At 71.0% G+C, this 25,920-nt stretch carries 20 protein-coding genes, 1 pseudogene and 1 riboswitch; of the genes and pseudogenes, 9 read left to right on the top strand and 12 right to left on the bottom strand.

Translation table 11 applies throughout. From position 1 onward, the window contains the following. Positions 1-47 precede the first annotated feature (47 nt). Complete coding sequence (locus ASD48_RS33845; RefSeq protein ID WP_057605697.1) at positions 48-2,861, bottom strand: bifunctional GNAT family N-acetyltransferase/acetate--CoA ligase family protein; 2,814 nt, start codon at positions 2,859-2,861, stop codon at positions 48-50. 177 nt (positions 2,862-3,038) lie between these two features. Here ASD48_RS33845 and ASD48_RS33840 point away from each other — a divergent pair, with 177 nt between their 5' ends. Then, complete coding sequence (locus tag ASD48_RS33840; RefSeq protein ID WP_020125117.1) at positions 3,039-3,320, top strand: HPr family phosphocarrier protein; 282 nt, start codon at positions 3,039-3,041, stop codon at positions 3,318-3,320. Between the two features lie 226 nt (positions 3,321-3,546). Here the strand turns inward: ASD48_RS33840 and ASD48_RS33835 are convergent, their stop codons facing one another. From ASD48_RS33835 to ASD48_RS33820, 4 genes are all read right to left on the bottom strand, one after another. Beyond that, on the bottom strand, positions 3,547-4,242 hold the full coding sequence (locus ASD48_RS33835; RefSeq protein ID WP_057605696.1) for a GntR family transcriptional regulator: 696 nt from the start codon (positions 4,240-4,242) through the stop codon (positions 3,547-3,549). Between the two features lie 188 nt (positions 4,243-4,430). Continuing rightward, complete coding sequence (locus tag ASD48_RS33830; protein WP_057605695.1) at positions 4,431-5,174, bottom strand: M23 family metallopeptidase; 744 nt, start codon at positions 5,172-5,174, stop codon at positions 4,431-4,433. A 14-nt stretch (positions 5,175-5,188) separates the two neighbouring features. Further along, a riboswitch (cyclic di-AMP (ydaO/yuaA leader) is annotated at positions 5,189-5,357 on the bottom strand. Positions 5,358-5,576: 219 nt separating this feature from the next. Then, positions 5,577-6,965, bottom strand: a complete 1,389-nt coding sequence (locus ASD48_RS33825) for a pitrilysin family protein (protein WP_057605694.1) — start codon at positions 6,963-6,965, stop codon at positions 5,577-5,579. Further along, positions 6,962-8,311, bottom strand: a complete 1,350-nt coding sequence (locus tag ASD48_RS33820; protein ID WP_057605693.1) for a pitrilysin family protein — start codon at positions 8,309-8,311, stop codon at positions 6,962-6,964. Before ASD48_RS33820 ends, ASD48_RS33825 begins: the two co-directional genes overlap by 4 nt. Before the next feature lie 270 nt (positions 8,312-8,581). Here ASD48_RS33820 and ASD48_RS33815 point away from each other — a divergent pair. Next, positions 8,582-11,050 (top strand): annotated as a pseudogene (locus ASD48_RS33815) (DNA topoisomerase IV subunit A); the annotation flags it as partial. Between the two features lie 110 nt (positions 11,051-11,160). Here the strand turns inward: ASD48_RS33815 and ASD48_RS33810 are convergent. Then, positions 11,161-12,243, bottom strand: coding sequence for a CobW family GTP-binding protein (locus tag ASD48_RS33810; RefSeq protein ID WP_057605692.1), 1,083 nt, complete (start codon positions 12,241-12,243; stop codon positions 11,161-11,163). Between the two features lie 324 nt (positions 12,244-12,567). Here ASD48_RS33810 and ASD48_RS33805 point away from each other — a divergent pair, with 324 nt between their 5' ends. Both ASD48_RS33805 and ASD48_RS42775 read left to right on the top strand, forming a co-directional pair. Then, the gene (locus ASD48_RS33805; RefSeq protein WP_057605691.1) at positions 12,568-13,125 is read left to right on the top strand and encodes a DUF6082 family protein; all 558 of its coding nucleotides are present in this window, start codon (positions 12,568-12,570) and stop codon (positions 13,123-13,125) included. Positions 13,126-13,390: 265 nt separating this feature from the next. Further along, a complete protein-coding gene (locus tag ASD48_RS42775) occupies positions 13,391-13,630 on the top strand; it encodes a hypothetical protein (RefSeq protein WP_230194432.1) in 240 nt (79 codons plus the stop codon). 77 nt (positions 13,631-13,707) lie between these two features. Here the strand turns inward: ASD48_RS42775 and ASD48_RS33800 are convergent, their stop codons facing one another. Beyond that, positions 13,708-14,874, bottom strand: a complete 1,167-nt coding sequence (locus ASD48_RS33800) for a citrate synthase/methylcitrate synthase (RefSeq protein ID WP_057605690.1) — start codon at positions 14,872-14,874, stop codon at positions 13,708-13,710. 98 nt (positions 14,875-14,972) lie between these two features. Between ASD48_RS33800 and ASD48_RS33795 the strand changes: the two genes are divergently transcribed. From ASD48_RS33795 to ASD48_RS33780, 4 genes are all read left to right on the top strand, one after another. Then, entirely contained in the window at positions 14,973-16,229 is a 1,257-nt protein-coding gene (locus ASD48_RS33795; protein WP_057606094.1) for a citrate synthase, read from the top strand. A gap of 223 nt (positions 16,230-16,452) precedes the next feature. Next, positions 16,453-17,394, top strand: coding sequence for a sucrase ferredoxin (locus ASD48_RS33790; RefSeq protein WP_057605689.1), 942 nt, complete (start codon positions 16,453-16,455; stop codon positions 17,392-17,394). A 129-nt stretch (positions 17,395-17,523) separates the two neighbouring features. Further along, positions 17,524-19,194 (top strand): sensor histidine kinase, encoded by a 1,671-nt coding sequence (locus tag ASD48_RS33785; RefSeq protein ID WP_079074143.1) that lies wholly within the window; start codon positions 17,524-17,526, stop codon positions 19,192-19,194. Continuing rightward, positions 19,191-19,871 (top strand): response regulator, encoded by a 681-nt coding sequence (locus ASD48_RS33780; protein ID WP_054243652.1) that lies wholly within the window; start codon positions 19,191-19,193, stop codon positions 19,869-19,871. The genes ASD48_RS33785 and ASD48_RS33780 overlap by 4 nt, the downstream gene beginning before the upstream one ends. Before the next feature lie 77 nt (positions 19,872-19,948). On the opposite strand, the gene ASD48_RS33775 is transcribed toward ASD48_RS33780, so the two are convergent. From ASD48_RS33775 to ASD48_RS33765, 3 genes are all read right to left on the bottom strand, one after another. Next, a complete protein-coding gene (locus ASD48_RS33775; RefSeq protein ID WP_057605687.1) occupies positions 19,949-21,010 on the bottom strand; it encodes an ABC transporter substrate-binding protein in 1,062 nt (353 codons plus the stop codon). A gap of 151 nt (positions 21,011-21,161) precedes the next feature. Continuing rightward, positions 21,162-22,025 carry an ABC transporter permease gene (locus ASD48_RS33770; protein WP_057605686.1) on the bottom strand — a complete coding sequence of 288 codons (864 nt, stop codon included), beginning with the start codon at positions 22,023-22,025 and terminating at the stop codon, positions 21,162-21,164. Continuing rightward, a complete protein-coding gene (locus ASD48_RS33765; protein WP_020125102.1) occupies positions 22,015-22,830 on the bottom strand; it encodes an ABC transporter ATP-binding protein in 816 nt (271 codons plus the stop codon). The genes ASD48_RS33770 and ASD48_RS33765 overlap by 11 nt, the downstream gene beginning before the upstream one ends. A gap of 161 nt (positions 22,831-22,991) precedes the next feature. On the opposite strand from ASD48_RS33765, the gene ASD48_RS33760 reads away from it, so the two are divergent. Beyond that, positions 22,992-23,684, top strand: coding sequence for a response regulator (locus tag ASD48_RS33760; RefSeq protein WP_057605685.1), 693 nt, complete (start codon positions 22,992-22,994; stop codon positions 23,682-23,684). A 47-nt stretch (positions 23,685-23,731) separates the two neighbouring features. On the opposite strand, the gene ASD48_RS33755 is transcribed toward ASD48_RS33760, so the two are convergent. Then, entirely contained in the window at positions 23,732-25,324 is a 1,593-nt protein-coding gene (locus ASD48_RS33755; RefSeq protein ID WP_057605684.1) for a cation acetate symporter, read from the bottom strand. Beyond that, the gene (locus tag ASD48_RS33750; RefSeq protein ID WP_057605683.1) at positions 25,321-25,896 is read right to left on the bottom strand and encodes a DUF485 domain-containing protein; all 576 of its coding nucleotides are present in this window, start codon (positions 25,894-25,896) and stop codon (positions 25,321-25,323) included. Before ASD48_RS33750 ends, ASD48_RS33755 begins: the two co-directional genes overlap by 4 nt. Positions 25,897-25,920: the final 24 nt, after the last annotated feature.

Here is a 25,920-nt window from a genome sequence, read left to right as displayed (position 1 = left end):
GCGCGTCCTCGCGCGCGTGCCCGACGACGTGCTCCCGGACGGTCCGCTCAGTACGTCGGCAGCGTCCTCGGCCCGAGGTCGTCACGCGCCGGTGGGGGTGCGAGGCGGACGGAGGCACCGAGGACGCTCAGCCCGTGCGGGGCGACGACGACCGGCTCCAGGGTGACCGCGACGACCTCCGGGTGGTCGTCGACCAGCCGCGACACCCGCAGCAGCAGCTCCTCGAGGGCGGCGGTGTCGACGGGTGTGGAGCCGCGCCAGCCGAACAGGAGCGGGGCGGTCCGGATGGACCGGATCAGCGAGGCCGCTTCGCGGTCGGTGACCGGAACGAGCCGGTGCGCCATGTCTCCGAGCAGCTGTGAGGCGGCCCCGGCGAGCCCGAAGGACAGTACGGCTCCGGCCGCCGGGTCGATGACCGCGCGGACGACCGTGTCGACCCCGCGGGGTGCCATCGCCTGGACGACCGGGCGGATCTCCTCCGGCCTGCCGAAGAGCTCGGCCAACTCGGCGTACGACCGGCGCAGTTGCTCTTCGTCGGCCACGTCGAGCCGTACGCCGCCCAGGTCTGCGCGGTGCCGCAGGTGCGGGGCGGTGGCCTTGAGGGCGACGGGGTAGCCGAGGGCGGCCGCGGCCCGCGCCGCCTCGTCCGGGGTGGGTGCCGGGATGGCCCGGCGGGTGCGGATGCCATAGCGGCCGAGCAGCTCGCACGTCTCGTCGGTGCCGAGGGTCAGGCCCTGCCCGCGCGCGAGGAGCCCGCCGATCATCTCGGCGGCACCCTTCTCGTCGATGTCCTCGTACTCGGGCACCTTGCCGGCGTCGGCCGCCTCGCGCCGCCAGTGGGCGTACTTGACGGCCTCCGCGAGCGCGCGGACGGCGCGTTCGGCGGCGGGGTAGGCGGGGATGAGGTGCGTTCCCTCCGGTGCCGCGACGGCGGTGGGCACCGACGGCGCGCCCTCGGGGGCGTCGGTACGCGCGTGTGCGGCCGCTTCGGCGCGCGGCGCGGTGCTCGCCGCGGCGGACAGCGCCATGGCGAGGCCGCCGAGTTCCACGTGCACGACGAGCACCGGTTTGGCGGGAGCGGCCGCCGCGGCCGACCGCAGGGCCTCCGCGAGTTCCGCGTCCCCGGGCGACCGCTCGCCGATCGCCGGGATCGCCGTCACGACCACCGCGTCGCACGTCTCGTCGGCGAGCGCCCGGGCCAGCGCCGCGTGGAAGTCCTGGGCCGAGGCCTCGGTCGTCAGGTCCAGCGGCGGCAGCGGACGCAGCCCTTCCGAGAGACAGGCGTCGTACGTCAGCAGGCCCAGCGACTCGGAGTTGCCGAGAATCGCCACCCGCGGGCCCGTCGGCAGCGGCTGACGGGCGAGCAGCAGGCCCGCGTCGACCAGTTCGGTGATGGTGTCCACGCGGATCACGCCGGCCTGCCGCAGCAGCGCCGACACGGTCGCGTGGGGCAGCCGGGTCGCCCGTACGGCGTGCCCCTGCGGGGCGGAACCGGCGCCCTGGACGACGACCAGGGGCTTGGCGGCCGCCGTGCGCCGCGCGAGGCGGGTGAACTTGCGCGGGTTGCCGATGGATTCCAGGTACATCAGGGCGACGTCGGTGTCGGGGTCGTCGTACCAGTACTGGAGGACGTCGTTGCCCGAGACGTCCGCGCGGTTGCCGGAGGAGACGAAGGTCGATACGCCGGTGACGCCGGTGACGCCGCCGCCACGCCGGTGGAGGCGGGACAGCAGGGCGATGCCGATGGCGCCGGACTGGGCGAACAGGCCGATCCGGCCGGGTCTCGGCATCTCCGGGGCCAGCGAGGCGTTCAGCCGCACCTGCGGGGAGGTGTTGATGACTCCGAAGGCGTTGGGGCCGATGATCCGCATGCCGTACGCGCGTGCGTGCCGCACGAGTTCGCGCTGGCGCTCCCGCCCGTCGGGACCGCTCTCGGCGTAGCCGGCGGAGAGGACCACGAGTCCCTGCACGCCGTGCTCGCCGCACTCGACGACGGCCTCGGGGACCTGCTCTGCGGGGACGGCGACGACCGCGAGGTCGACGGGCTCCGCAATGTCGCGCACCGAGCGGTGGGCGGGCACCCCGTCCAGTTCCTTCAGATCCTCGGGGAAGGCCTTGTTCACGGCGTACAGCCGCCCGGTGAAGCCCGCCTCGCGGAGGTTGCCGAGGACGCTGCGGCCGACGCCGCCGGGGCTGCGGCCGACGCCGACGACGGCCACGGAACCGGGCGCCAGCAGCCGCCCCACGGAGTGCGCCTCGGCGCGCTGTTCCCGCGCGCGCTGCACGGCGACTGAGCGCTCGGTGGGTTCGAGGCCGAACTCCAGGCGCACGACGCCGTCCTCGAAGCTGCGCTTCTGGGTGTACCCGGCGTCCGTGAACACCTTGATCATCTTGTTGTTGGCGGGGAGCACCTCGGCCGCGAAGCGGCGGATGCCCCGCTCGCGCGCCACGGCCGCGATGTGCTCGAGCAGCGCGGAGGCGACACCCCTGCCCTGGTGGGCGTCCTGGACGAGGAACGCGACCTCGGCCTCGTCGGCCGGGGCCGAGGCGGCCATGCCGTCGGCACCGATGCGGTCGTAGCGTACGGTGGCGATGAACTCGCCGCCGACCGTGGCCGCGAGTCCCACCCGGTCCACAAAGTCGTGGTGCGTGAAGCGGTGGACGTCCTTGTCGGACAGGCGCGGGTAGGGCGCGAAGAAGCGGTAGTACTTCGACTCGTCCGAAACCTGCTCGTAGAAGCTGACCAGGCGCTCGGCGTCATCGACGGTGATGGGGCGGATGCGCGCGGTGCCGCCGTCGCGCAGCACCACGTCGGCCTCCCAGTGGGCGGGGTACTCGTGCCGGTCCGACGCGCTCTGCATGGGGCCCAGAGTACGGCTCGCGTACGACAACGGCGCGAGGCAGTCTGTGGAGGACGCACGTCGGATCGAGGCCGCGATCCGACGACCACGTCGGGAAGAGACACACGACCCCTCCCTCACACGCTTCACGTGTGGAACACTGGTCTAGACAACCTGAACACTGAAGGGCAGCATCACATGGCTGAGCGCCGCGTCAACGTCGGCTGGGCCGAGGGCCTTCACGCCCGCCCCGCTTCCATCTTCGTCCGGGCCGCCACGGCCGCAGGTATCCCGGTGACGATCGCCAAGGCCGACGGCAACCCCGTCAACGCGGCCTCCATGCTGGCCGTTCTCGGCCTGGGCGCCCAGGGCGGCGAGGAGATCGTCCTCGCCTCCGAGGCCGACGGCGCGGACGCCGCTCTCGACCGCCTGGCGAAGCTGGTCGCCGAGGGTCTCGAGGAGCTCCCCGAGACCGTCTGAGCGCGCAGCCCCCTGCCGCCCGAACCGCCGCCGCACACGCGGAAGCGGTTGCGCGTCGCCGGGGCAGCTCAATTGACGGTGGCGGTGTTCGCCACTCCGAAGGTGTCGTCCTGCTAAACCCCGAAGGGCTCGTCCGAATTATCGGGCGAGCCCTTCGCATTTCCCGTCACGGGCAGCAGAAATAATCCCCCGCGAATTATCCCCCTCTTTGTATACGGCCCTCGTGTTAATGCCGCAGACCCGTCATGTTTACGGGAGGTTGCGAAGTCCTCACACGGTCGGCGCGCTCGGGACCGCCGGAAAAGCGCAGCCGGTGCGCGGCCGTCGCGCGCTCGGTGTGCAGCGCCGTGATCGCCCGCGCGCGCTCGCCGTCGCCGCGCGCCACCGCGTCCACGATCGCGCCGTGCTCCGCCCAGGACTCCACGGGGTTGCCCGGCGCCTCGACCGCGTACATCCAGGCGATCTTGTGGCGCAGCTGGGTGAGCATCGACGTCAGGGCATGGCTTCCGGAGGACTGGGCGAGCGTCTCGTGGAACCAGCCCCCCAGGGAGCGCAGATCCTCGCTGTTGCCCCGCCTGGCCCGCTCCTGGCCCAGCCGGACGAGGCCGCGCAGCACCTTCAGATGGGCCTCGGTGCGCCGCTGGGCGGCCCGGGAGGCGCCGAGCGGCTCCAGGAGCATGCGCATCTCCAGCAGGTCCGCGGCCTCCTGCTCGGTCGGCTCGGCGACGCACGCGCCCGCGTGCCGCCGTGTGACGACGAAGCCCTCCGCCTCCAGCGTGCGCAGCGCCTCTCGGACGGGGACGCGGGAAACGCCGTAGCGGCGGGCGAGGAGTTCCTCGGTGAGGCGGCTGCCGCGCTCGTAGACACCCGCGACGATGTCGTCCCGAATGGCCGTGCACACCGAGTGCGCCGGAATACGCATGACGGACCTCCGCCTTAATCCCCGTGAAACGTCGACGATTGACGTGTGTTCCGTGACTCTATTGCAATGAGCGGGGATTTCCGATGGCGGGCCGGAATCCAGGGATATTTTTTGGACAGCAGTGCCTCGAAAACGGCGAAAGCCCCGGCCGGGAGGGCCGGGGCAAGACGATCTGTCGCCGTGGGTCGTCAGACGTTCACGCCGTGGTTGCGGAGGTAGGCGACCGGGTCGATGTCCGAGCCGTACTCCGCGGTGGTGCGGGCCTCGAAGTGCAGATGCGCGCCGGTGACGTTGCCGGTGGCGCCGGACAGGGCGATCCGCTGGCCCGGGGTGACCTGCTGGCCCACCGACACCTCGATGGACGACAGGTGACCGTACTGGGTGTACGTCCCGTCGTTCATCTTGATGACGATCTGGTTGCCGTACGCCCCGCCCCAGCCGGCCTCGACGACGGTGCCCATGCCGACCGCGTGCACGGTGGTGCCGCTCGCCGCGTGGAAGTCGATGCCGGTGTGGCTGCCGGAGGACCACAGGGAGCTGCTGGCCTGGTAGCTGGTCGACACGTAGGAGCCGGTGATCGGCGAGACGAAGGTGTTGAGGCGCTTGCGCTCGGCCTCGCGGGCCGCACGCACGCGTGCCTCGCGCTCCTCCACGGCCTTCTTGGCGGCGGCCTGCCGGGCGGCCTCCTCGAAGGCCGCGTGCTTCTGCACGGCGACCTGGTCGTCGACCTGCTCCGCGACGGCCTCGGAGGCGGTGACGACGGGGATCAGCCCGGTCTGCTCGGGGCTGGGCTCGGCGGCGAGGGCCGGGGAGGCGGCGACGGTGGCCATCACGCCGGTGGTGGTGAGCGCCGCGACGCCCGCCGCGCGAGCGGTGGTCCGCTGCATCCGGCCGGGACGACGATGCTTGCCGGGCGCGCAGGTGAACGCCATGAAGTCGGGTGTGTCCTTTCCTTCCCTCTCGCCTACCGGGTTAGCTGACGGGTTCGGAGCAGGAAGGTCTCCTACGGACCCCCTCGCGTTCACGCGCGGGCGTCCGATTCACCCCAGGGACTTCACAAGTGGGTCCCCGGCTCCCCTGGCTCGCGCCGTACGGGGACTCGGCGATGACTGTCCGGTGCCGCGGCTGCGGCGCACTGCCTGACGAACAGTCCGGATGAAGCTAAGCGGCGCGGGTTTCAATCCTCAAACGGATCCCGGTTTTTGTAGCGCATCCCACAGGGCAGACGGGCAACCTCCGCATCAATTCGGACATACGGAGGCCCTGGTGACGCTCGGTCGACCAGGGCCCCCACACGCGCGTGCCGCCGCCTACTCCGCGGACACGGCCTTTGCCTACTCCGCGGGCACGACCTTCACTTCGCCGATGCCGAGGGCCTCGACCGGCTCCTTGATCTGGGCCGCGTCACCGACGAGGACGGTCACCAGGCGGTCCACCGGGAAGGCGTTCACGGCCGCCGCGGTGGCCTCCACCGTGCCGGTCGCGGCGAGCTGCTGGTACAGCGTGGCCTGGAAGTCGTCGGGCAGGTGCTGCTCGACCTGGTCCGCCAGCGTTCCGGCGACGGCCGCCGCGGTCTCGAACTTCAGCGGCGCCACACCGACCAGGTTCTGCACGGCGACGTCACGCTCGGCGTCGGTCAGCCCCTCGGCGGCGAGGGTGCGCAGCACCTTCCACAGGTCGTCCAGAGCGGGACCGGTGTTCGGGGTGTCGACGGAGCCGCTGATGGCGAGCATCGCGGCGCCCGAGCCGTCCGGGGCGGACCGCAGGACCTGCCCGAACGCGCGGACACCGTAGGTGTAGCCCTTCTCCTCGCGCAGGACGCGGTCCAGGCGGGAGGTGAGGGTGCCACCGAGGCAGTACGTGCCGAGCACCTGAGCGGGCCACACACGGTCGTGCCGGTCGGCGCCGATCCGGCCGATCAGCAGCTGCGTCTGGACGGCGCCGGGACGGTCCACGATGACGACCCGGCCGGCGTCGTCGGCGGTCACCGGCGGCACGGGCCGCGGCTGGGCCGAGGAGCCCGTCCAGGCGCCCAGGGTGTCGCCGAGGAGCGCCTCCAGGTCGACACCGGTGAGGTCGCCGACGACCACGGCGGTGGCCGTGGCGGGACGCACGTGCTTCTCGTGGAAGGCGCGTACGGCGGCGGAGTCGATCTTCTCGACCGTCTCCACGGTGCCCTGGCGCGGCCGCGACATCCGCGCGGTGGCCGGGAAGAGCTCCTTGGAGAGCTCCTTGGCGGCGCGCCGGGAGGGATTGGCCAGCTCGTGCGGGATCTCGTCCAGGCGGTTGCGGACGAGGCGCTCGACCTCGCTGTCGGCGAACGCGGGGGCCCTGAGGGCGTCGGCGATCAGACCGAGGCCCTTGGGCAGGCGCGAGGCCGGCACTTCGAGGCTCAGCCGGACACCGGGGTGGTCCGCGTGCGCGTCCAGAGTGGCGCCGCAGCGCTCCAGTTCGGCGGCGAACTCCTCGGCGGAGTGCTTGTCGGTGCCCTCGGAGAAGGCCCTCGCCATGATCGTGGCGACGCCGTCGAGGCCGGCCGGCTCGGCGTCCAGGGGCGCGTCGAGGAGGATCTCGACGGCGACGACCTGCTGGCCGGGACGGTGGCAGTGCAGCACGGTCAGGCCGTTGGCGAGAGCGGTGCGCTCGGGCGCCGGGAACGCCCACGGCTTGGCCTCGCCCGCCCGGGGCTGGGGGTGGAAGTCCATCGTGGCGAGCTCGGTCACCGGGCCGCCTCCTCGTTCTCGTCCTGGTCGGCGGGGGCTTCGGCGGCGGTCGGCTCGTAGACGAGCACCGCGCGGTTGTCGGGGCGCAGGCGGGCCTTGGCGACCTCCTGCACCTCCTCGGACGTCACGTCCAGCACGCGCTGCACGGCGGTCAGGGCGAGCTGCGGGTCGCCGAACAGGACGGCGTACCGGCACAGTTCGTCGGCGCGGCCGGCGACGGTGCCGAGCCGGTCGAGCCACTCGCGCTCCAACTGCGCCTGGGCCCGCTCCATTTCCTCGGCCGTGGGCCCCTCCTCGGCGAACCGGGCGAGCTCCTCGTCGATGGCGGCCTCGATGACGGGCACCTCGACGTCTCCGGACGTCTTGACGTCCAGCCAGCCCAGGGAGGGCGCTCCGGCGAGCCGCAGCAGGCCGAAGCCGGCCGCGACGGCCGTACGGTCCCGGCGCACCAGCCGGTTGTACAGCCGGGAGGACTCACCGCCGCCGAGGACGGTGAGCGCCAGGTCCACGGCGTCGCACGCGCGCGTGCCGTCCTCGGGCAGCCGGTAGGCGGCCATCAGCGCGCGGGCCGGCACCTCCTCCTCGACGATCTCGCGCAGCTGCTCGCCGATGACGTCGGGCAGCCCGCCGTCACGGGGCGCGGGCTTGCCGTCGTGTCCGGGGATGGAGCCGAAGTACTTCTCGACCCAGGCGAGCGTCTGCTCCGGGTCGATGTCACCGACCACGGAAAGGACCGCGTTGTTGGGCGCGTAGTACGTCCGGAAGAACGCGCGCGCGTCCTCAAGGGTCGCCGCGTCCAGGTCGGCCATCGAGCCGATCGGCGTGTGGTGGTACGGGTGGCCTTCCGGGTAGGCCAGAGCGGTCAGCTTCTCGAAGGCCGTGCCGTAGGGGACGTTGTCGTAGCGCTGACGGCGCTCGTTCTTGACGACGTCGCGCTGGTTCTCCATCGACTCGTCGTCCAGCGCGGTGAGCAGCGAGCCCATGCGGTCGGCCTCCAGCCAGAGGGCGAGCTCCAGCTGGTGGGTGGGCATGGTCTCGAAGTAGTTCGTGCGCTCGAAGCTGGTGGTGCCGTTGAGCGAGCCGCCGGCCCCCTGGACCAGCTCGAAGTGTCCGTTGCCCTTGACCTGGCCGGAGCCCTGGAACATCAGGTGCTCGAAAAGGTGAGCAAGGCCCGTACGTCCCTTGACTTCGTGGCGTGAACCGACGTCGTACCAGAGGCACACCGCCGCCACGGGGGTCAGGTGGTCCTCCGAGAGCACCACGCGCAGGCCGTTGGCCAGGCGGTGCTCGGTCGCTGTCAGGCCCCCGGAGCCTGCCTGGGCTGTGGCCGTGTGACCCATGGGCATGTACGTCCCTTCCGATCGCGGACGCGGTCGTCGAAACCGCGGTTTTCCTGCCGGTCCTGCCACTGTATGCAAGCGTGCCGACGGTCCGCGAAGTTCCCGGACGACATACGCCGAGAGCGAGATCGCGTAGCCTGCGGGCAGCCGTGGAGGAGATGCCTCTGCGTTCGGGCCGGACGGCCGACGCCGGGTCCTCGCCCGTGCTGTCAGTGCCACGGTCCACAATGGTCCGCGTCAGATCCCGTATCACGCCCCAGCAAGGAGCCGGCAGCGATGGCCCGCCGCAGCACGAAGACCCCGCCGCCCGACGAGTCGTTCGAGGAGCGGATCCTCGACATCGACGTCGTCGACGAGATGCAGGGCTCCTTCCTCGAGTACGCGTACTCGGTCATCTACTCCCGCGCCCTGCCGGACGCCCGTGACGGCCTCAAGCCGGTGCACCGGCGCATCGTCTACCAGATGAACGAGATGGGCCTGCGGCCCGAGCGCGGCTATGTGAAGTGCGCGCGCGTGGTCGGCGAGGTCATGGGCAAGCTGCACCCGCACGGCGACGCGTCGATCTACGACGCCCTGGTGCGGATGGCCCAGCCCTTCTCCATGCGGGTGCCGCTGATCGACGGCCACGGCAACTTCGGCTCGCTGGGCAACGACGACCCGCCGGCCGCCATGCGGTACACCGAGTGCCGCCAGGCCCAGGCGACGAGCCTGATGACGGAGTCGATCGACGAGGACACGGTCGACTTCTCGCCCAACTACGACGGCCAGGAGCAGGAGCCGGTGGCGCTGCCCGCCGCCTTCCCGAACCTGCTGGTCAACGGCGCGTCCGGGATCGCGGTCGGCATGGCCACCAACATGCCGCCCCACAACCTGGGCGAGGTCATCGCGGCCGCCCGCCATCTGATCCGCTATCCCGGCGCGGATCTGGACGCCCTGATGAAGTACGTTCCGGGTCCCGACCTGCCCACCGGCGGCCGGATCGTCGGCCTCTCCGGCATCCGGGACGCCTACGAGAACGGCCGCGGCACGTTCAAGATCCGCGCGACGGTGTCGGTGGAGACCGTCACGGCCCGCCGCAAGGGCCTGGTCATCACCGAGCTGCCCTTCACCGTCGGGCCCGAGAAGGTCATCGCCAAGATCAAGGACCTGGTCGGCTCGAAGAAGATCCAGGGCATCGCCGACGTCAAGGACCTCACCGACCGCGCGCACGGTCTGCGCCTGGTCATCGAGATCAAGAACGGCTTCGTGCCGGAGGCGGTCCTGGAGCAGCTGTACAAGCTGACGCCGATGGAGGAGTCCTTCGGCATCAACAACGTGGCGCTGGTCGACGGCCAGCCGCTCACGCTGGGCCTCAAGGAGCTCCTGGAGGTCTACCTCGACCACCGCTTCACCGTGGTGCGCCGCCGCAGCGAGTTCCGCCGCAGCAAGCGACGTGACCGGCTGCACCTGGTGGAGGGCCTGCTGACGGCGCTCGTCGACATCGACGAGGTCATCCGGCTGATCCGCTCCAGTGACAACAGCGCGGAGGCGAAGCAGCGCCTCATGGAGCGCTTCTCGCTGTCGGAGATCCAGACCCAGTACATCCTGGACACCCCGCTGCGCCGGCTCACCAAGTACGACCGCATCGAGCTGGAGGCGGAGAAGGAGAAGCTCAACGAGGAGATCGCCGAGCTGACCCGAATCCTGGACTCGGACGCGGAGCTGCGCAAGCTGGTCTCTGCCGAACTGGCCTCGGTGGCGAAGAAGTTCGGCACCGAGCGCCGTACGGTCCTGCTGGAGTCGTCGGGTACCACGGCCGCCGCCGTGCCCCTCCAGGTCGCGGACGACCCGTGCCGTGTCCTGCTGTCCTCCACGGGTCTGCTGGCCCGCACGGCGAACGGCGAGCCCTTCACGGAAAACGCCGAGGACGCCGAGGACGGGGGCGGCAAGCGCACCAAGCACGACGTGATCGTCTCGGCGGTGTCGGCCACCGCGCGCGGGGAGATCGGCGCCGTGACCTCCTCGGGCCGCCTGCTGCGGATCAACGTCGTCGACCTGCCGCAGCTCCCGGACACGGCCTCCGCGCCGAACCTCTCGGGCGGTGCCCCGCTGGCGGAGTTCGTCTCCCTGGAGGGCGACGAGACGGTGATCTGTCTGACCACACTCGACGAGTCGTCCCCCGGCCTGGCCATCGGCACGGAACAGGGCGTCGTCAAGCGGGTCGTGCCCGACTACCCGACCAACAAGGACGAGCTGGAGGTCATCACCCTCCGGGACGGCGACCGGATCGTCGGGGCCGTCGAACTGCGGACCGGCGAGGAGGATCTGGTCTTCATCGCCGACGACGCCCAGCTGCTGCGCTATCAGGCCTCGCAGGTGCGGCCGCAGGGCCGTGCGGCGGGCGGTATGGCGGGCATCAAGCTCACCGAGGGCGCGAAGGTCATCTCGTTCACGGCCGTGGACCCCGCGGTGGACGCGGTGGTCTTCACGATCGCGGGCTCGCGCGGCACCCTGGACGACTCCGTCCAGACGACCGCCAAGCTCACCCCGTTCGACCAGTACCCGCGCAAGGGCCGTGCCACGGGCGGTGTGCGCTGCCAGCGGTTCCTGAAGGGCGAGGACTGCCTGTCGCTGGCCTGGGCGGGTCCCGTCCCCGCCAAGGCGGCGCAGAAGAACGGCCTGCCGGCCGAGCTGCCGGAGATGGACCCGCGCCGTGACGGCTCGGGCGTGTCCCTGACGAAGACGGTCTCGGTGGTGGCCGGGCCGTATCGCAAGGCGGAGGATCGCCCGCGCACCGGATGCACTCGGGTGATCCGACAACGCGGCGGGGTGCCGTGCCGGGCGTCGCGCGCCCGGCGGGAATTGCCAGACGCGCCCTAGGCCTCGGGCCCGGCCTCCTGGAAGGCCTCGTCGTCGGGGGCTCGTACGTACCGCAGGACGCCCCACATGCCGTGCTCGTCGGCGTGTGGGGCGTCGTCCTTGCACGCCTCGAGTTCCTTGCCGAGCGTGGCGGCGTCGATGCCGGAGCCGATGAGGACGAGCTGGGTCAGGCGGGCGGCGCCCGCGCGGGCGTCCGCGGCCGGCCAGGGCTCCGGGTAGAAGCGGAGAAAGCGCCCGACGGCGTGCACGGCGTACCGGTTGGCCGGGTCGTGCGGGCCGAAGTCGACATACCCCTTGATGCGGTACAGCCCCTCGAGCCTGCTGTCGAGGAACTCCATCAACCTGCGGGGGCCGAGGGGAACTTCGGAGGTGAAGGAGAGGCTGTCGTAGGAGCTGTGGAGGTGGTCGGCGTGATCGTCCCCGGAGTGGTCGTGCAGGTCGTCGAAGGAGAGCTGCCCGACCCGCTCCTCGCCCGGCCGGCAGTCGAAGAGGAACTCGGGGTCGACCCGGCCGTAGGTGGCGGGGACGACGGCGGCCCGGTCGGTGAGGGAGCGGACGAGTCCGAGGACCCGGTCGGCGTCGGGCGCGCGGTCGAGTTTGTTCACCACGACGAGGTCGGCGAGGGCGAGGTGCCGGTCGATCCCGGGATGCTTCGCCCTGGTCTCGTCGAACTCGGCGGCGTCGACGACTTCGACGAGCCCGCCGTAGACGATGCCGGGATGCTCACTGGCCAGCACCATCCGCACGAGTTCCTGGGGTTCGGCGAGACCGCTGGCCTCGATGACGATGACATCGATGCCGGCCGCCGGCCCGGCGAGCCGTTCGAGGTAGACGTCCAGTTCACTGGCGTCGACGGCGCAGCACAGGCAGCCGTTGCCGAGGGAGACGGTCGAGTCGCCGAGCGCACCGGCCACGGCCATGGCGTCGATCTCGATGGCGCCGAAGTCGTTCACGATCGCCCCGATGCGGCTCCCGCCGCTGCGGTGCAGGAGATGGTTGAGCAGGGTCGTCTTGCCGGAACCGAGGAATCCGGCGAGTACGACGACCGGGATCTGCTGCGGACTGCGGCTCTGCGACACGTGCGACCTTTCCGAAACCTACGCGTGCACCGGCGCGCGGCCCCGGCGCGCGTACGAGGAGTGAATGCCGCCCCAGGATACGAGCCGTGGGAATCACCGCGAAGTGAACGATTGTTAGCAGCATCCGCGGGGCAGACCCTGGGCAAGGCACCCTGGCGTGCGACCCTCGCTTCCCTCCGTGCGCCTCCCCTCCGCCTCCCCCGCCGATCAGAGCCGCTCGGCACTCTGGGAGACGGCAAGCGCCGCCCACCGCTCGCCGGTCCCCGTCATGTCCACCCGCACCCCGACGACCGGCGCACGGCCGCCCGATCGGGGGTTTTTGACATGGCCACACAGAGGTTTGGGGTACGCGGACTCGGTGCAGTCGCCGCGGCTGCCGCCGGCATGGCCGCGGGCGCCCTCGTCACCATGGCGGCACAACGCCATGCGCTGGAGACCCTGCGGGTACGGCTGGAACACCTGGAACGGACCGCCCACTCCCAGCAGCACACCAATCTGGCCAACCAGCAGCGCCTGCACTGGGAATTGCTGAGCAAAGCCATCGACGACCCCGAACTGGCGGAAGTGCTGGACCTCTTCGAGGCGCCCGTTTCCACCAAGCAGCGGCGCCAGTACCTCTACGCCAACGCTCTCTACACGAACGCGCTGTTTTATTACCGGATAGGCAACATCTCCCGCGAGGAGTTCTTCGGGTACATTCGAGGCATTCTCCAGAACCCTGTGGTACGGGAGTACTGGTACGCCACAAGACACCAGCGGGCGACCATTGCCGACGGTTCGGACGAAGCGGAACTCGGCCGAATGGTGGACGAACTCCTGACGCAACTCGAGGAGTCGGACGCCGACGAATGGTGGGTGGTGGGGGAGCCGCCGAGCCCGTGAACTCCCCCCGGCCGTCGGCGCACTCCGGCAGCCGAGGGCTCACGCTCCGGGGCTCGCACCCCCTCGCGCGGAATCACACCCTCGGCCCATTACGAAAAGGTCAAGTCGGCAGTTAGGTGAGGCGTCAGGGAGTTGACTCGCGCTTGATCGCGTAGAGGACCCCACCAGATCGTCGCCTACGCCGCCGGATGACGAGCGACCCCACAGGGCCCGTCTTGCACCGCGCAGTCGTCGTGCGCAAACCAACGGACCCAAGGAAGCAACAGTGAGTCAGATCATCCGTCGGATCGGTGCATCTCCGCGCGCTCGCGGAAGCGTGAGCGGAGCCAATTGCCCCGATATTTTCGAACTTGCCGATGGTAATTTCGCCGTTATCGGCACGGATGCCACGGATTCACTGGACCCGGATCTCCCCTCCGATGCCTCACGCGGTGACCACGAGAGAATTGTCGTCATCACCCGCGAGACCCTGATTCGCGCGAAGGCCGATATTCCGGACCTTTAGGCTTTTCGGGAGGATGGCCCGGCCGGCCCGGCCGCGATGCCGGGCCCTCCTCGCGTACGGGTGCCCCCAGGGTGTGTTCACGCCACCGCGGGCACCTCGGCCGGCGCCCCCGGCCCCACATACCGCGCGACCGGGCGGATGATCTTCGAGTCCTCCGCCTGCTCCAGGATGTTGGCGCTCCAGCCCACCACCCGCGCCGCCGCGAACGTCGGGGTGAACATCTCGCGCGGCAGCCCGCAGAGCTCCATGACCACGCCCGCGTAGAACTCCACGTTCGTGTGCAGCTCCCGGCCGGGCTTCAGCTCGGCGAGGATCCCCTCGACATGCCGCTCCACCTCGACGGCGAACTCGACGCGTGGGCCTCCGAACCGCCGGGCGATCTCGCGGAGCATGCGCGAACGCGGGTCCTCCGTGCGGTAGACGGCGTGGCCGAAGCCCATGATGCGCTCGCCGGCCAGGACACGCTCGCGGATCCAGGGATCGATGCGGTCCGGAGTGCCGATGGCGTCCAGGGTGTCCAGGGCCCGGCTGGGCGCGCCACCGTGCAGCGGCCCCGACAGCGCGCCCACCGCCCCCACGAGGCACGCGGCCACATCCGCCCCGGTCGAGGCGATGACCCTGGCCGTGAAGGTTGATGCGTTGAAGCCGTGATCAATGGTGGAGATCAGGTATTGCTCGATCGCCCGGGCCCGCTCCGGATCGGGCTCGACGCCGGTCACCATGTAGAGGTAGTTCGCCGCGTACGGCAGGTCCTCGCGGGGCTCAACGGGAGCGAGGCCGCGTCCCAGCCGGTACAGCGCGGTGAGCAGCGTGGGTACGGCCGCGGCCGCGGCGACCGTGTCCTCGCGGCGCCGGTCCGCGTCGACGTCGTACACCGGCCGGAAGCCCTTCGCCGCGCCCAGCAACGACAAGGCCGTCCGCATCCCGGCCAGCGGATTCGCGTCCGCACCGGCCGCCGCCAGGGCGGGCAGGGCGGCGGCCACCTCCTCGGGGAGGCCCCGCAGTGCCGCGGTCTCGGCGGCGAAGGCGGCGCTCCGTCGCCCGTCCGGCAGTTCGCCGTGGACCAGGAGGTGCCAGACGTCCTCGAAGCGGCGGGTGCGCGCGAGGTCCACGGCCGAGTACTGGCGGTAGTGGTAGAAGCCCTCACGCCCTCGGACGTCACCGACCTCCGTGTCGGCGACGACGACGCCCGCGAGTCCTCGCGGCACGTCCATGGATGGGGCGGCTGACAGGTTGACGGACATGTTTCCTCCCTGAACTTGATTCGACTGTCCATGCTTGACTAGATCTCTGTCAATATTGATTGAGTCAATGTATGTGTCTTGTGGATACGGTGACCCTCATGCGCGATCACGAGCCCGGACCCGGCCACCCCGAACGACGGCTGAGCACCAAGGAGGCCGCCGAACTGCTCGGAGTGAAACCCGAGACCGTGTACGCGTACGTCAGCCGTGGCCAGCTGAGCAGCCGACGCACGCCCGGGGGCCGGGGCAGCACCTTCGACGCCAAGGAGGTCGAGGCGCTCGCGCGGCGCAACAAGCGGGAGAGCAGCGGGAGTCCGGGCTCCGGGGCGGAGCTGTCCGTACGCACGCGCGTCACCTTCATCGACCAGGACCGCTACTACTTCCGGGGCGTCGACGCGGTCGAGCTGGCCTCCCGGCACTCCTACGAGGAGGTCGCGGAGTGGCTGTGGACCGGCCGGCTGCGGCCCGGCGTCACCTTCACCGCGCCCGAGACGTCCGTCGAGGCCGCCCGACGCGTCGTCGGGGCGCTGCCCGAACACACCGGCCCCACCGACCGGTTGCGGGTCGCCGCCGTCGCCGCCGCGGCCGCGGACCCCCTGCGGTTCGACCTCTCCGAGGACGCCGTGCTCGGCACCGCCCGCATTCTGATCCCCACCCTCGTCGCCGCCCTGCCCCCGAAGCTGCCCACGCACCGCGACGACGGCCCGCTCGCCCTGCGCCTGTGGGGCCGCCTCAGCGGACGGCCCGCCGACAAGGCACAGCTGCACGTCCTCGACACGGCCCTCGGCCTGCTCGTCGACCACGACCTGGCCGCCTCGACGCTCGCGGTGCGCGTCGCCGCCTCGGCCCGTGCGCACGCCTACGCGGCCGTCTCCGCCGGGCTCGGAGTGCTCGAGGGACCGCTGCACGGCGCGGCCGGGGGCCTGGTCCACCGCATGCTGCTCGAAGTGCTCGACGTCGGCAGTGCCGCCCCGGTGATCGCCGAGGAGCTGCGCGCGGGCCGCCGCATCCCGGGCCTCGGTCACCAGCTCTACGCCGGCGAGGACCCACGCGCGCGTGCCCTGTTCGCCCTCCTGGAGGAGATTCCCGCTGCCGGGCCGGCCCTCGCCGCGGCCCGGGACATCGTGGCCACGACCGCGCGCCACGCACCGCTGCACGCCAACGTGGACCTGGCGCTCGCCGTCCTCACCGTGTCCAGCGGCATGGAGTCCTCGGCCAGCGAGACGATCTTCGCCGTCGCCCGTACGGCGGGCTGGATCGCCCACGCCCTGGAGGAGTACGGCGAACGCCCCCTGCGGATGCGCCCGAGCGGGCACTACGTGGGGCCGAAGCCGCCCCAGCCGCTGCCGACGTAGGAGGACCGGGGGAAACCGTCACCGGCGGGTCGGCGTCACCGTTCTGGGCGCCGGCCCGCTCGGGCACCCCGCACTCGGACGGCCTGCAGCGCTGCGACCAGGGGTGACGCCCAGGCGGGCCGGGATGCCCCGTCCGTCGCCGCACGCGTAGGCGTGCCCGCACGGCCGAGCACAGGCCCCGGCCGGAAGTCACGCTCCGGCAAGTCAGGTTAGGCTCACCTCTGTGAGTACGTGCGCGACCGTCTCGCGGGATCTCGACGAGCCCATTTCCGGAACCGCGGCCACGGCAACGACCTGGCTCCTCCTGGAACAGCCCGGCCCCTGGGGTGCCAAGGCGCTGGTGTCGAGCCACCTGGACCCGGCCCTGGGCCGCGCCCTGGACGCCGCCGCGCGGGACACGGGAGTACGCGTCGCGCTCATCCGCCGCCCCGGGCGCCACGCGGACTTCGGCGCACCGCCCCTGCGGCAGGTGTACGCGGCCCACACCGTCCCCGGAAACGTGTGGCTGCGCAGCGCCACCACCCACGACCCACGGCAGCTGCTGGACCTCGACTTCGCCGCGCTCGGCAGGGGCGACCACCGCACCTTCGACACCGCGCTGCGGGGCGGGCCCCACACGGGCGACCCGCTCGCCCTCGTCTGCACCAACGGCAAGCGTGACCGCTGCTGCGCGCTCCTCGGCCGCCCACTGGCCGCCGAACTGGCCGCCTCGGGGGTGCGGGGCGCCTGGGAGGTCACCCATCTGGGGGGTCATCGCTTCTCCCCCACCCTGCTCGTCCTGCCGTACGGGTACGCGTACGGCCGCGCCGAGGCCCATGCCGTCCAGGAGGTCCTGGACGGCGTCCGGGACGGGCGGATCGTCGTGGAGGGGTGCCGGGGCCGTTCGGCCTGGGAGCGGCCCGGCCAGGCGGCGGAACTGGCGGTGCGCTCGGCGACCGGAGAGGACGCGGCGGAGGCGCTGAGCGTCGTCAGGACCGCGGGCGGCGCGCCGCGCTGGGAGGTGACCGTCGCACACCGGGACGGACGCCACTGGCAGGTCGTCGTCGACCAGGGCGCTTCACTGCCGGCCCGGCCGGAGAGCTGCGGCACCTCGGTCCTCGGTTCACCTGCACGGATGGACGTGGTGGCGGTACGCGAGCTGGCCGGGACGGCCCTGGTGGGCTGACCCGCCTCCGCACACCACGCGGCCGCACGCCGCGCGGGCGGGGAGGAATCGTTTCCTGTTGAGTCGGTCAAGAGATCCACACCACCCAGCCCTACGGCTGCGCCGGTCCACCCACGTACCGTCTTGGGTATGAGCCCCACTCCCCCCGTCCGCCGCCTGCGCCTCGGAATGCCGCGGCGCATGTTCTCGCAGGTCCTGCTCATGCAGCTGACGATCGCCGCGGGAGTCGTGGTGCTCGCGACCGGGCTGTTCCTCGCTCCGCTCAGCGATCAGCTGGACGACCAGGCGATGCGCCGTGCCCTCGCCATCGCGCAGACCACCGCGGCTGTGCCGCAGATCGCCGAGGACCTCAGGAGCACTCGGCCGTCGGTCGACGGACCGGTGCAGCGTGAGGCCGAACGGATCCGCAAGGCCAGCGGCGCGGAGTACGTCGTGGTGATGGACCTGCACGGCACCCGCTGGTCGCACGCCGACCCCGCGCAGGTCGGAGGCCATGTGTCGACGGACCCGAGCCAGGCCCTGGCGGGCAAGGACGTCATGGAGATCGACAGCGGCACCCTGGGCCGCTCGGCCCGCGGCAAGGTGCCCCTGCGCGACGGCGACGACAAGATCATCGGCGCGGTCTCGGTCGGCATCGAGTACGACAGCGTGCGCGCCCGCCTGATCCACGCGATCCCCGGACTGTTCGCCTATGCGGGCGGCGCCCTCGCCGTCGGCGCCCTGGCCGCCTGGCTGATCTCCCGGCGGGTCCAGCGACAGACCCGCGATCTGGCCTTCTCGGACATCTCGGCGCTGCTCTCCGAGCGTGAGGCGATGCTGCACGGCATCCGGGAAGGCGTCGTCGCCCTGGACCGCGCCGGCCGCGTCCGGCTGCTCAACGACGAGGCCCAGCGCCTTCTCGGCATCGGGGAGGAGGCGGTGGGCGCGTCACCCGACGAGGCGCTCGGCGACGGACGTACGGCCGATGTCCTGGCCGGCCGGGTGACCGGTACGGACCTGATCGCGGTCCGCGGCCAGCGCGTCCTGGTCGTCAACCGCATGCCCACCGACGACGGCGGCGCCGTGGCCACCCTGCGCGACCGCACCGAACTGGAGCAGCTCGGGCGCGAACTCGACTCGACGCACGGCCTCATCGACGCGCTGCGCGCCCAGGACCACGAGCACGCCAACCGAATGCACACGCTTTTGGGGCTGCTCGAACTGGAGATGTACGACGACGCGGTGGACTTCGTCGGGGAGGTGGTCGGCGATCACCGGGCGACCGCGGAGCAGGTGACCGAGAAGATCGGCGACCCGCTGCTCGCCGCCCTGCTGGTCGGCAAGGCGACCGTCGCGGCCGAGCGCGCCGTCGCCCTGTGGGTCTCCGACCGCACCCGGCTGCCCGATCGCCTGATCGACCCGCGCGGCCTGGTCACGGTGGTGGGCAACCTCGTGGACAACGCGCTCGACGCCGTCGCGGGCACACCGCACGCGCGCGTGGAGGTCGAACTGCGCGCGGAGGGCCGTACCGCGGTCCTGCGGGTGCGCGACACCGGCCCCGGCATCCCGGCCGAGCAGCGCGAGTTGATCTTCACCGAGGGCTGGTCCACGAAGAAGCCCCCGGCGCACGGCAAGCGTGGGATCGGACTCTCCCTGGTGCGCAGGCTCGCCGAGCGGCAGGGCGGCCACGCCACGGTGGACGAAGCCGACGGCGGGGGCGCCGAGTTCACCGTCGTCCTGCCCGAGGCCCTCACCGAGCCCGACCTGGAACCCGCGCTGGCGGCACCGGCGAAGAACACTGCCGAAGAGGAATCACGATGATCGAGGTCCTGGTCGTGGACGACGACACCCGGGTCGCCCAGGTCAACGCCGCCTACGTCGAGAAGGTGCCGGGCTTCCATGTGGCCGGCGAGGCCCACAGCGCGGCCGACGCGCTCCGCCAGCTGGAGCTGCTGCCCCGCCTGGACCTCGTCCTGCTGGACCACTACCTGCCCGACGAGACGGGTCTCGAAGTCGTCCAGGAGATGCGCCGGCGCGGTCACCAGACCGACGTGATCATGGTGACCGCCGCGCGGGACGTCACGACCGTGCAGGCGGCGATGCGCCAGGGTGCCCTTCAGTACCTGGTGAAGCCGTTCGCCTTCGCGGGTCTGCGCGCCAAGCTGGAGGCGTACGCCGAGCTGCGCCGGACGCTCGACGGGGGCGGGGAGGCCGAACAGGCCGATGTCGACCGCATCTTCGGCGCGCTGTCCGCCTCCTCGGAACCCGGCCTGCCCAAAGGCCACTCCCCCACCACGGCCGAACTCGTACGCCAGTCCCTGATGAACGCGGAAGGGCCCCTGTCGGCCCAGGAGATCGCCGACCGGACCGGGGTGAGCCGCCAGACCGCCCAGCGCTACCTGAAGCTCCTGGAGCGCACGGGGCGGGCCCGGCTGACCCTGAAATACGGCGACGCGGGCCGCCCGGAACACCGTTACGTGTGGGCGACCCGCGCCTGAAGGACGCGGTCCTCGGGGGCGGGGGAAGGAACCGGCCCTCCTGGGGTTCGGATCCCGGCCCGCCGCCCGCTCGACCGTCAGCCCACCGCCTTCTCGACGAACTCGGTCGTGTAGGTCTTGCTCAGGTCCACGTCGGCGTTCTGGATGTTCGGGTTGAAGGCCTTGAGGACCTTCTCGACGGTCTCGGGACCGTTCTTGGGCATCACGCCGTCCTTGGTGAACATCGGCAGCGTGTTCTCGATGGCCACCGAGTACAGCAGCTTGTTCCCCTGGGAGTAGTCCGTCGGCATCTTCTCGGCGATCTCCGCCGCGCTGTGGGTGGACATCCACTTGAGCGTCTTGACGAATGCATTGGCCAACTTCTGGACGGTGTCCTTGTGACTGTTGACCCAGTCCGTCTGCATGTACAGGCTTGACGAGGGATACGGTCCGCCGAGCGCTTCCTCCGAGCCCTGCGGGGTGCGCATGTCGAGCAGGACCTTGCCCGCCTTCTTGTCCAGGATGGTCGCCACGGTCGGGTCGGTCGTCATGCCGCCGTCGATGGCGCCCTGCTGGAGCGCTGCGATGAAGGTCGGCCCCGCGCCCACGGCGACCGGGGTGAACTCGCTGACCTTCACGCCGTTCTTGACCGCGAGGTACTTGGTGAGGAAGTCGGTCGAGGAGCCGAGACCCGTGACGCCGAGTTTCCTGCCCTTGAAGTCCTTGGGCGAGGTGATGTCACCCTCTGCCTTCGTGGAGACGATCTCCACCTCACCGGGTGCGTGCGAGAACTGCACGACGGACTCCACCGCCTTGCCCTTCACCTGGAGGTCGAGGGTGTGGTCGTAGAAGCCGACGGCTCCCTGCACCTGGCCGGAGACGAGTGCCGTCTCGGCCTGGACACCGGCCGGCTCGCTCAGCATCTCGACCTCCAGCCCCTCGGCGTCGAAGTAGCCCAGGCGCTGGGTCAGCATGGCGGGCAGGTAGATGACCTTGTCCAGGCCACCGACCATGATCTTGACCTTGGTGCCCTTGCCGTCTCCCTTGCCACCGGAGCCCGTGGACGCGGTGCTCGCCGCGTCGTCGGCACAGGCGGTGAGCGAGGAGAGGGCGAGCAGACCGGCGGCGGCCAGGGCCGTGTATCTGGCGGTTGTGCGCATGGCGGGTTCACGTCCTTGTGAGAGTGCGGCGATGCGGGAGTGGGGCAGCAGTGAGGGGAGGCAGCGGTGAGGGGAGGGCGGGGAACTGCCCGAGGAGGTCCCGAGGGCCCCTGCGTGGGAACGGCTCCCCCATGGATCGTTGAACGAAGGGTCAGCTGTCGGAGCCCGACGGCTTCCACCGGAAGACGCGGCGCTCGACGAAGGTCAGCAGCCCCTCCGCGACGAGTGCGACAACGGCGAGGATGACCATCGCGGCATACACACCGGCCGCGTTGAACGTGCCCTGGGACTGCGCGACGAGCAGTCCGATCCCCTTGGTCGCGCCGATGTACTCACCGACGATGGCGCCGATCAGGGCGAAGCCGAAGCTCACGTGGAGGCTGGTGAAGATCCAGGAGGTGGCGGACGGGACGACCACCTGGAGCGTCACCCTGCGGTCGCTCGCGCCGAGGATGCGGGCGTTGGCGACGAGGTTGCGGTCCACCTCGCGGGCCCCTTGGAAGGCGTTGAAGAAGACCGGGAAGAACACCAGGACGACGGCCGAGGCGACCTTGGAGGCGGGGCCGAGGCCGAACCAGATCACGAAGATCGGGGCCAGCACGATCCTGGGTATGGAGTTGAGCACCTTGATGTATGGACCAAGGATGTCGGCGAGGAAGGTGATCCGCCCCAGTGCGATACCGCACACGACACCGGCGACCACCCCGATGACCCAGCCGAGCAGGGCCTCGTAGAGCGTGTACCAGATCTGCTCGCCCAGTGAACCGAGCGCGGTCCCGTGCGTCACCCAGGTCCAGATCTGGTCCCAGATCTTGGAAGGCATCGAGAAGTTGAAGGGGTCGATGACCTTGGCCCGGGAGAACGCCTCCCACAGGGCGAGCACGGCCACCAGCAGCAGGACGCGCGACGCCGTCACCACGGCCTTGCGTCTGCGAGCGGCACGCGCGCGTGAATGGGCGCGATCGGGCACCTTGGCCGTGTCGACGACCGGTGTGCTGAGAACCTCAGGCGACATGAGCCGCACCTCTCTCGCGGGTGATGCGGACCTCTTCGCCGAGGGACTCCCAGATCTCGCGGTAGATCTCGATGAACCGCGGCTCCAGACGCACCGACTCGACCTTGCGCGGCCTCGGCAGGTCGATGTCGAAGACCTGCTTCACGGTTGCGGGGCCGGCGGTCATCACGACGACCTTGTCGGCCAGGGCGATGGACTCCTCCAGGTCGTGGGTGACGAACACGACGGACGCGCCCGTGCCCTCCCACAGCTCGAGGAGCTCGTCCGACATCAGCGCCCTTGTCTGCACGTCGAGCGCCGAGAACGGTTCGTCCATGAGGAGGATCTCGGGGTCGTTCACGAAGGTCGCGGCGAGGGCCACGCGCTTGCGCTGACCGCCGGAGAGCTGGTGCGGGTAGCGGTCCTCGAAGGCGGTGAGCCCGACCCGGGCCAGCCACTCGCGTGCCTTCCGTTTCGCCTCCGCCTTGGGCACCCCGCGAAAGCGCGGCCCGGCCATGACGTTGGAGAGGACCGTGCGCCAGGGAAAGGTGGCGTCCTGCTGGAAGACGAAGCCGACCTTGTCGCCGACGCCACGCACGGGCTGCCCGGCGACCATCACCTCGCCCTGGGTGGGCTCTTCCAGGCCGCTGACCAGGGTCAGCGTGGTGGACTTGCCGCAGCCGGTCGGGCCGACGACGGCCACGAACTCGCCCCGCCCGACAGTGAGGTCGAGCTCCCGCAGGGCGGTGTGCGGGGCCCCCGACGGGGTCCTGAAGACCTTGCTCGCGCCCCGCAGCTCGATGGCGGGGCTGGTGTGTGCGCTCATGGCCGGGGACGGTAGAGGCGACCCGGGAAATGGCGTCAGCCTTCTGGGCGCATGCGCTTCTTTTGCTTGCAGTAGCCTGTTGTGCTCGTTTTGCTCGCGCTAGAACAGCGAAGCCGAAACACGGGCTCAACGCCCGCCTGGCCTTGACGGAGAGAGGCCCGATGATTGACGTCCTGGTGGTGGACGACGACTTCCGTGTCGCCGAGATCAACGCCAAGTACGTGGGAAAGGTTCCCGGATTCCGGGTGGCCGCCCGCGCGCACAGTGCCGCCCAGGCGCTGGGAACCATCGAGCGCGGAACCATCGACCTGGTGCTGCTCGACCACTACCTGCCCGACCAGACCGGCCTCCAGCTCATCCACCGCATGCGTGAGCAGGGCCATGGCACCGACGTCATCATGATCACGGCGGCCGGTGACGTCACGACGGTCCAGACCGCGATGCGCCTCGGCGCGCTGCACTACCTGGTCAAACCGTTCACCTTCGCCGCCCTGCGCACCCGCCTCGATTCGTACGCCGCCCTGCGCCGCACGGTGGACCGGGTCGGTGGGCACGGCATCGCCGGCCAGGAGCAGGTCGACCGCATCTTCGGCGCCCTGCGCACCGGACCGGCGCCCTCCTCACCCGGCCTGCCGAGCGGCCACTCGGAACCGACCACGGACCTGATCTGCGACGTTCTGCACCGCGCGAGCCACCCCCTGTCGGCCCACGAGGTCGCCGCCGAGACCGGCCTGAGCCGCTCCACCGCCCAGCGCTACCTCCGCCACCTGGAACAGGCCGGACGCCTGCACCTCTCCCTCAAGTACGGCGACACGGGCCGCCCGGAGCACCGATACGCCTGGGTGGCGCCCTAACCGTGCGCCAGGACCCCGAGGCAGCTACGGCGGTGAGGCGTCGCCCGTTACGCGGCTCCCGCCCCGGTCAGTGACCGCACCTCGGTCTCCGCGTGCTTGGCCTCGTCCGCGACCTCGGCCGAGGTGACCGTGCCGAGCCAGCCCGCGACGAAGCCCAGTGGAATCGAGACCAGGCCGGGGTTCTGCAGCGGGAAGTACTGGAAGTCCACGGTCGGGAAGAGCGACTCGGGGCTGCCGGATACCACCGGCGACAGCACGACGAGCGCCAGAGCCGGCACCAGTCCGCCGTACACCGCCCACACGGCGCCCCGCGTGGTGAAGCCCGGCCAGAACAGCGAGTACATCAGGACCGGCAGATTCGCGGACGCCGCGACGGCGAAGGCCAGCCCGACCAGGAAGGCGACGTTGAGATCGCGGGCCAGCAGGCCGAGTGCGATCGCCACGACGCCGACCCCCACGGCGGCGACCCGCGCCACCGCGACCTCGCTGCGGGGTTTGGCCTGCCGGCGGCGCAGGGAGGCGTACAGGTCGTGTGCCACCGACGCCGAGGAGGCGAGCGTGATCCCGGCGACGACCGCGAGGATCGTCGCGAAGGCGATGGCCCCCACGACCGCGAACAGCACGGCTCCGCCGGTGGAGTCGGCGCCGCCGCCCAGGTCGAGTGCCAGAAGCGGAACCGCCGTGTTCCCCGCCGCGTTCGAGCCGCGTACCGCCTCCGGGCCGACGATCGCCGCCGCACCGAAGCCGAGGACGATCGTCATCAGGTAGAAGCCGCCGATCAGCCCGATCGCCCAGACGACGGAGCGGCGGGCGGCCTGCGCGGTCGGCACGGTGTAGAAGCGGGACAGGATGTGCGGCAGTCCCGCCGTGCCCAGCACCAGCGCGAGCCCCAGGCTCATGAAGTCCAAACGCGCGGTCCAGTCACCGCCGTACTTCAGCCCGGGTGCCAGGAACGCGTCACCGTGCCCACTGCGCTCGGCCGCCGTGCGCAGCAACTGGTCGAAGTCACCGTGGAAGCGCACCAGGACGAGCACGGTGAGCGCGACGGTGCCGGCCAGCAGCAGAACCGCCTTGACGATCTGGATCCACGTGGTCGCCCGCATCCCTCCCAGCGACACATAGATCACCATGAGCGCACCCACCCCGATGACGGCCCAGGACCGGGCGGCCTCGCCGGTGTTCCCGAGGAGCAGCGCGACCAGGCTTCCGGCGCCCACCATCTGGGCCACCAGATAGAGAACGGACACGGTGACCGAGGAGGTTCCCGCCGCGATCCGCACCGGCCGCTCGCTCATCCGCGCGGCGACCACGTCGGCGAGTGTGAACCGCCCGCAGTTGCGCACCAGTTCGGCGACAAGGAACAGCACCACCAGCCAGGCCACGAGGAAGCCGACCACATACAGCAGCCCGTCGTACCCGAACAGCGCGATGAGCCCGGTGACACCGAGGAAGGAGGCGGCGGACATGTAGTCACCCGCGATGGCAAAACCATTCTCCATCGGGGAGAACAGACGCCCTCCGACGTAGAACTCCTCCTCCGAGCCATGGCGGTTGCGGCTCACCCAGGTCGTGATCCCCAAGGTGACCGCGACGAAGGCGCTGAACAGCAACAACGCCAGCGCCTGATGGTTGCCGGTCACGCCGCACCGCCCTTTGCTTCCCGAGTCAGCTCCTGTGTGTCCCAGCGCAGTTCGAGCGCCGCACGGTCCCGGCGCAGCCGCGCGTGCCGGGCGTAGGCCCAGGTGAGCAGGAACGTGCTGAGGAACTGCCCCAGCCCTGCCAGCAGTGCCACGTTCACCGCGCCGGCCACCGGCCGCGCCATGAGCCCGGGCGCCGTCGTCGCGGTGACCACGTACGCCACGTACCAGACGAAGAACCCGGCGGCGGCGGGCACCACGAACCGGCGGTACCGGCTGCGTACCTCCTGGAAGGCCGCGCTGTGCTGCACCTCGAGGTAGATCTGAGCCGCCGCCGCGGTTCCGGTCTCCCGCCGACGCGCCGCGGGAACCTCGGGTCCTGGCGTGCCCATGATGGCCGACTCGCCCCAGCCCGAGGCGAGCGCGTCGTACCACGGGTCCTCGTAGCGCACATCGCCTGGTGCCTCGGCGTACACCTGGCCCTGGCCTTGATGATGTTCGTGCGCGTGTGGTGTGGGGGCACCGCTATCGGGACCGTCCCCGTCGGCGCGGGCACGACCGTTGCTTGACTGCATGCCCAAGGATGGACAGAACGGGAA

It is taken from the genome of Streptomyces sp. Root1310 (genome assembly GCF_001426425.1).
Taxonomy (GTDB): Bacteria; Actinomycetota; Actinomycetes; order Streptomycetales; family Streptomycetaceae; genus Streptomyces.
Note: the sequence above shows the minus strand (reverse complement) of the source record. Positions and strands in the feature narration are given on the sequence as shown.

Excerpts from the sequence above, each read along its gene's own strand:
- ASD48_RS33845 (WP_057605697.1), bottom strand. The coding sequence starts at position 2,861 with ATGCAGAGCGCGTCGGACCGGCACGAGTACCCCGCCCACTGGGAGGCC.
- ASD48_RS33840 (WP_020125117.1), top strand. The coding sequence starts at position 3,039 with ATGGCTGAGCGCCGCGTCAACGTCGGCTGGGCCGAGGGCCTTCACGCC.
- ASD48_RS33835 (WP_057605696.1), bottom strand. The coding sequence starts at position 4,242 with ATGCGTATTCCGGCGCACTCGGTGTGCACGGCCATTCGGGACGACATC.
- ASD48_RS33830 (WP_057605695.1), bottom strand. The coding sequence starts at position 5,174 with ATGGCGTTCACCTGCGCGCCCGGCAAGCATCGTCGTCCCGGCCGGATG.
- ASD48_RS33820 (WP_057605693.1), bottom strand. The coding sequence starts at position 8,311 with ATGCCCATGGGTCACACGGCCACAGCCCAGGCAGGCTCCGGGGGCCTG.
- ASD48_RS33805 (WP_057605691.1), top strand. The coding sequence starts at position 12,568 with ATGGCCACACAGAGGTTTGGGGTACGCGGACTCGGTGCAGTCGCCGCG.
- ASD48_RS33800 (WP_057605690.1), bottom strand. The coding sequence starts at position 14,874 with ATGTCCGTCAACCTGTCAGCCGCCCCATCCATGGACGTGCCGCGAGGA.
- ASD48_RS33795 (WP_057606094.1), top strand. The coding sequence starts at position 14,973 with ATGCGCGATCACGAGCCCGGACCCGGCCACCCCGAACGACGGCTGAGC.
- ASD48_RS33785 (WP_079074143.1), top strand. The coding sequence starts at position 17,524 with ATGAGCCCCACTCCCCCCGTCCGCCGCCTGCGCCTCGGAATGCCGCGG.
- ASD48_RS33780 (WP_054243652.1), top strand. The coding sequence starts at position 19,191 with ATGATCGAGGTCCTGGTCGTGGACGACGACACCCGGGTCGCCCAGGTC.
- ASD48_RS33775 (WP_057605687.1), bottom strand. The coding sequence starts at position 21,010 with ATGCGCACAACCGCCAGATACACGGCCCTGGCCGCCGCCGGTCTGCTC.
- ASD48_RS33770 (WP_057605686.1), bottom strand. The coding sequence starts at position 22,025 with ATGTCGCCTGAGGTTCTCAGCACACCGGTCGTCGACACGGCCAAGGTG.
- ASD48_RS33765 (WP_020125102.1), bottom strand. The coding sequence starts at position 22,830 with ATGAGCGCACACACCAGCCCCGCCATCGAGCTGCGGGGCGCGAGCAAG.
- ASD48_RS33760 (WP_057605685.1), top strand. The coding sequence starts at position 22,992 with ATGATTGACGTCCTGGTGGTGGACGACGACTTCCGTGTCGCCGAGATC.
- ASD48_RS33750 (WP_057605683.1), bottom strand. The coding sequence starts at position 25,896 with ATGCAGTCAAGCAACGGTCGTGCCCGCGCCGACGGGGACGGTCCCGAT.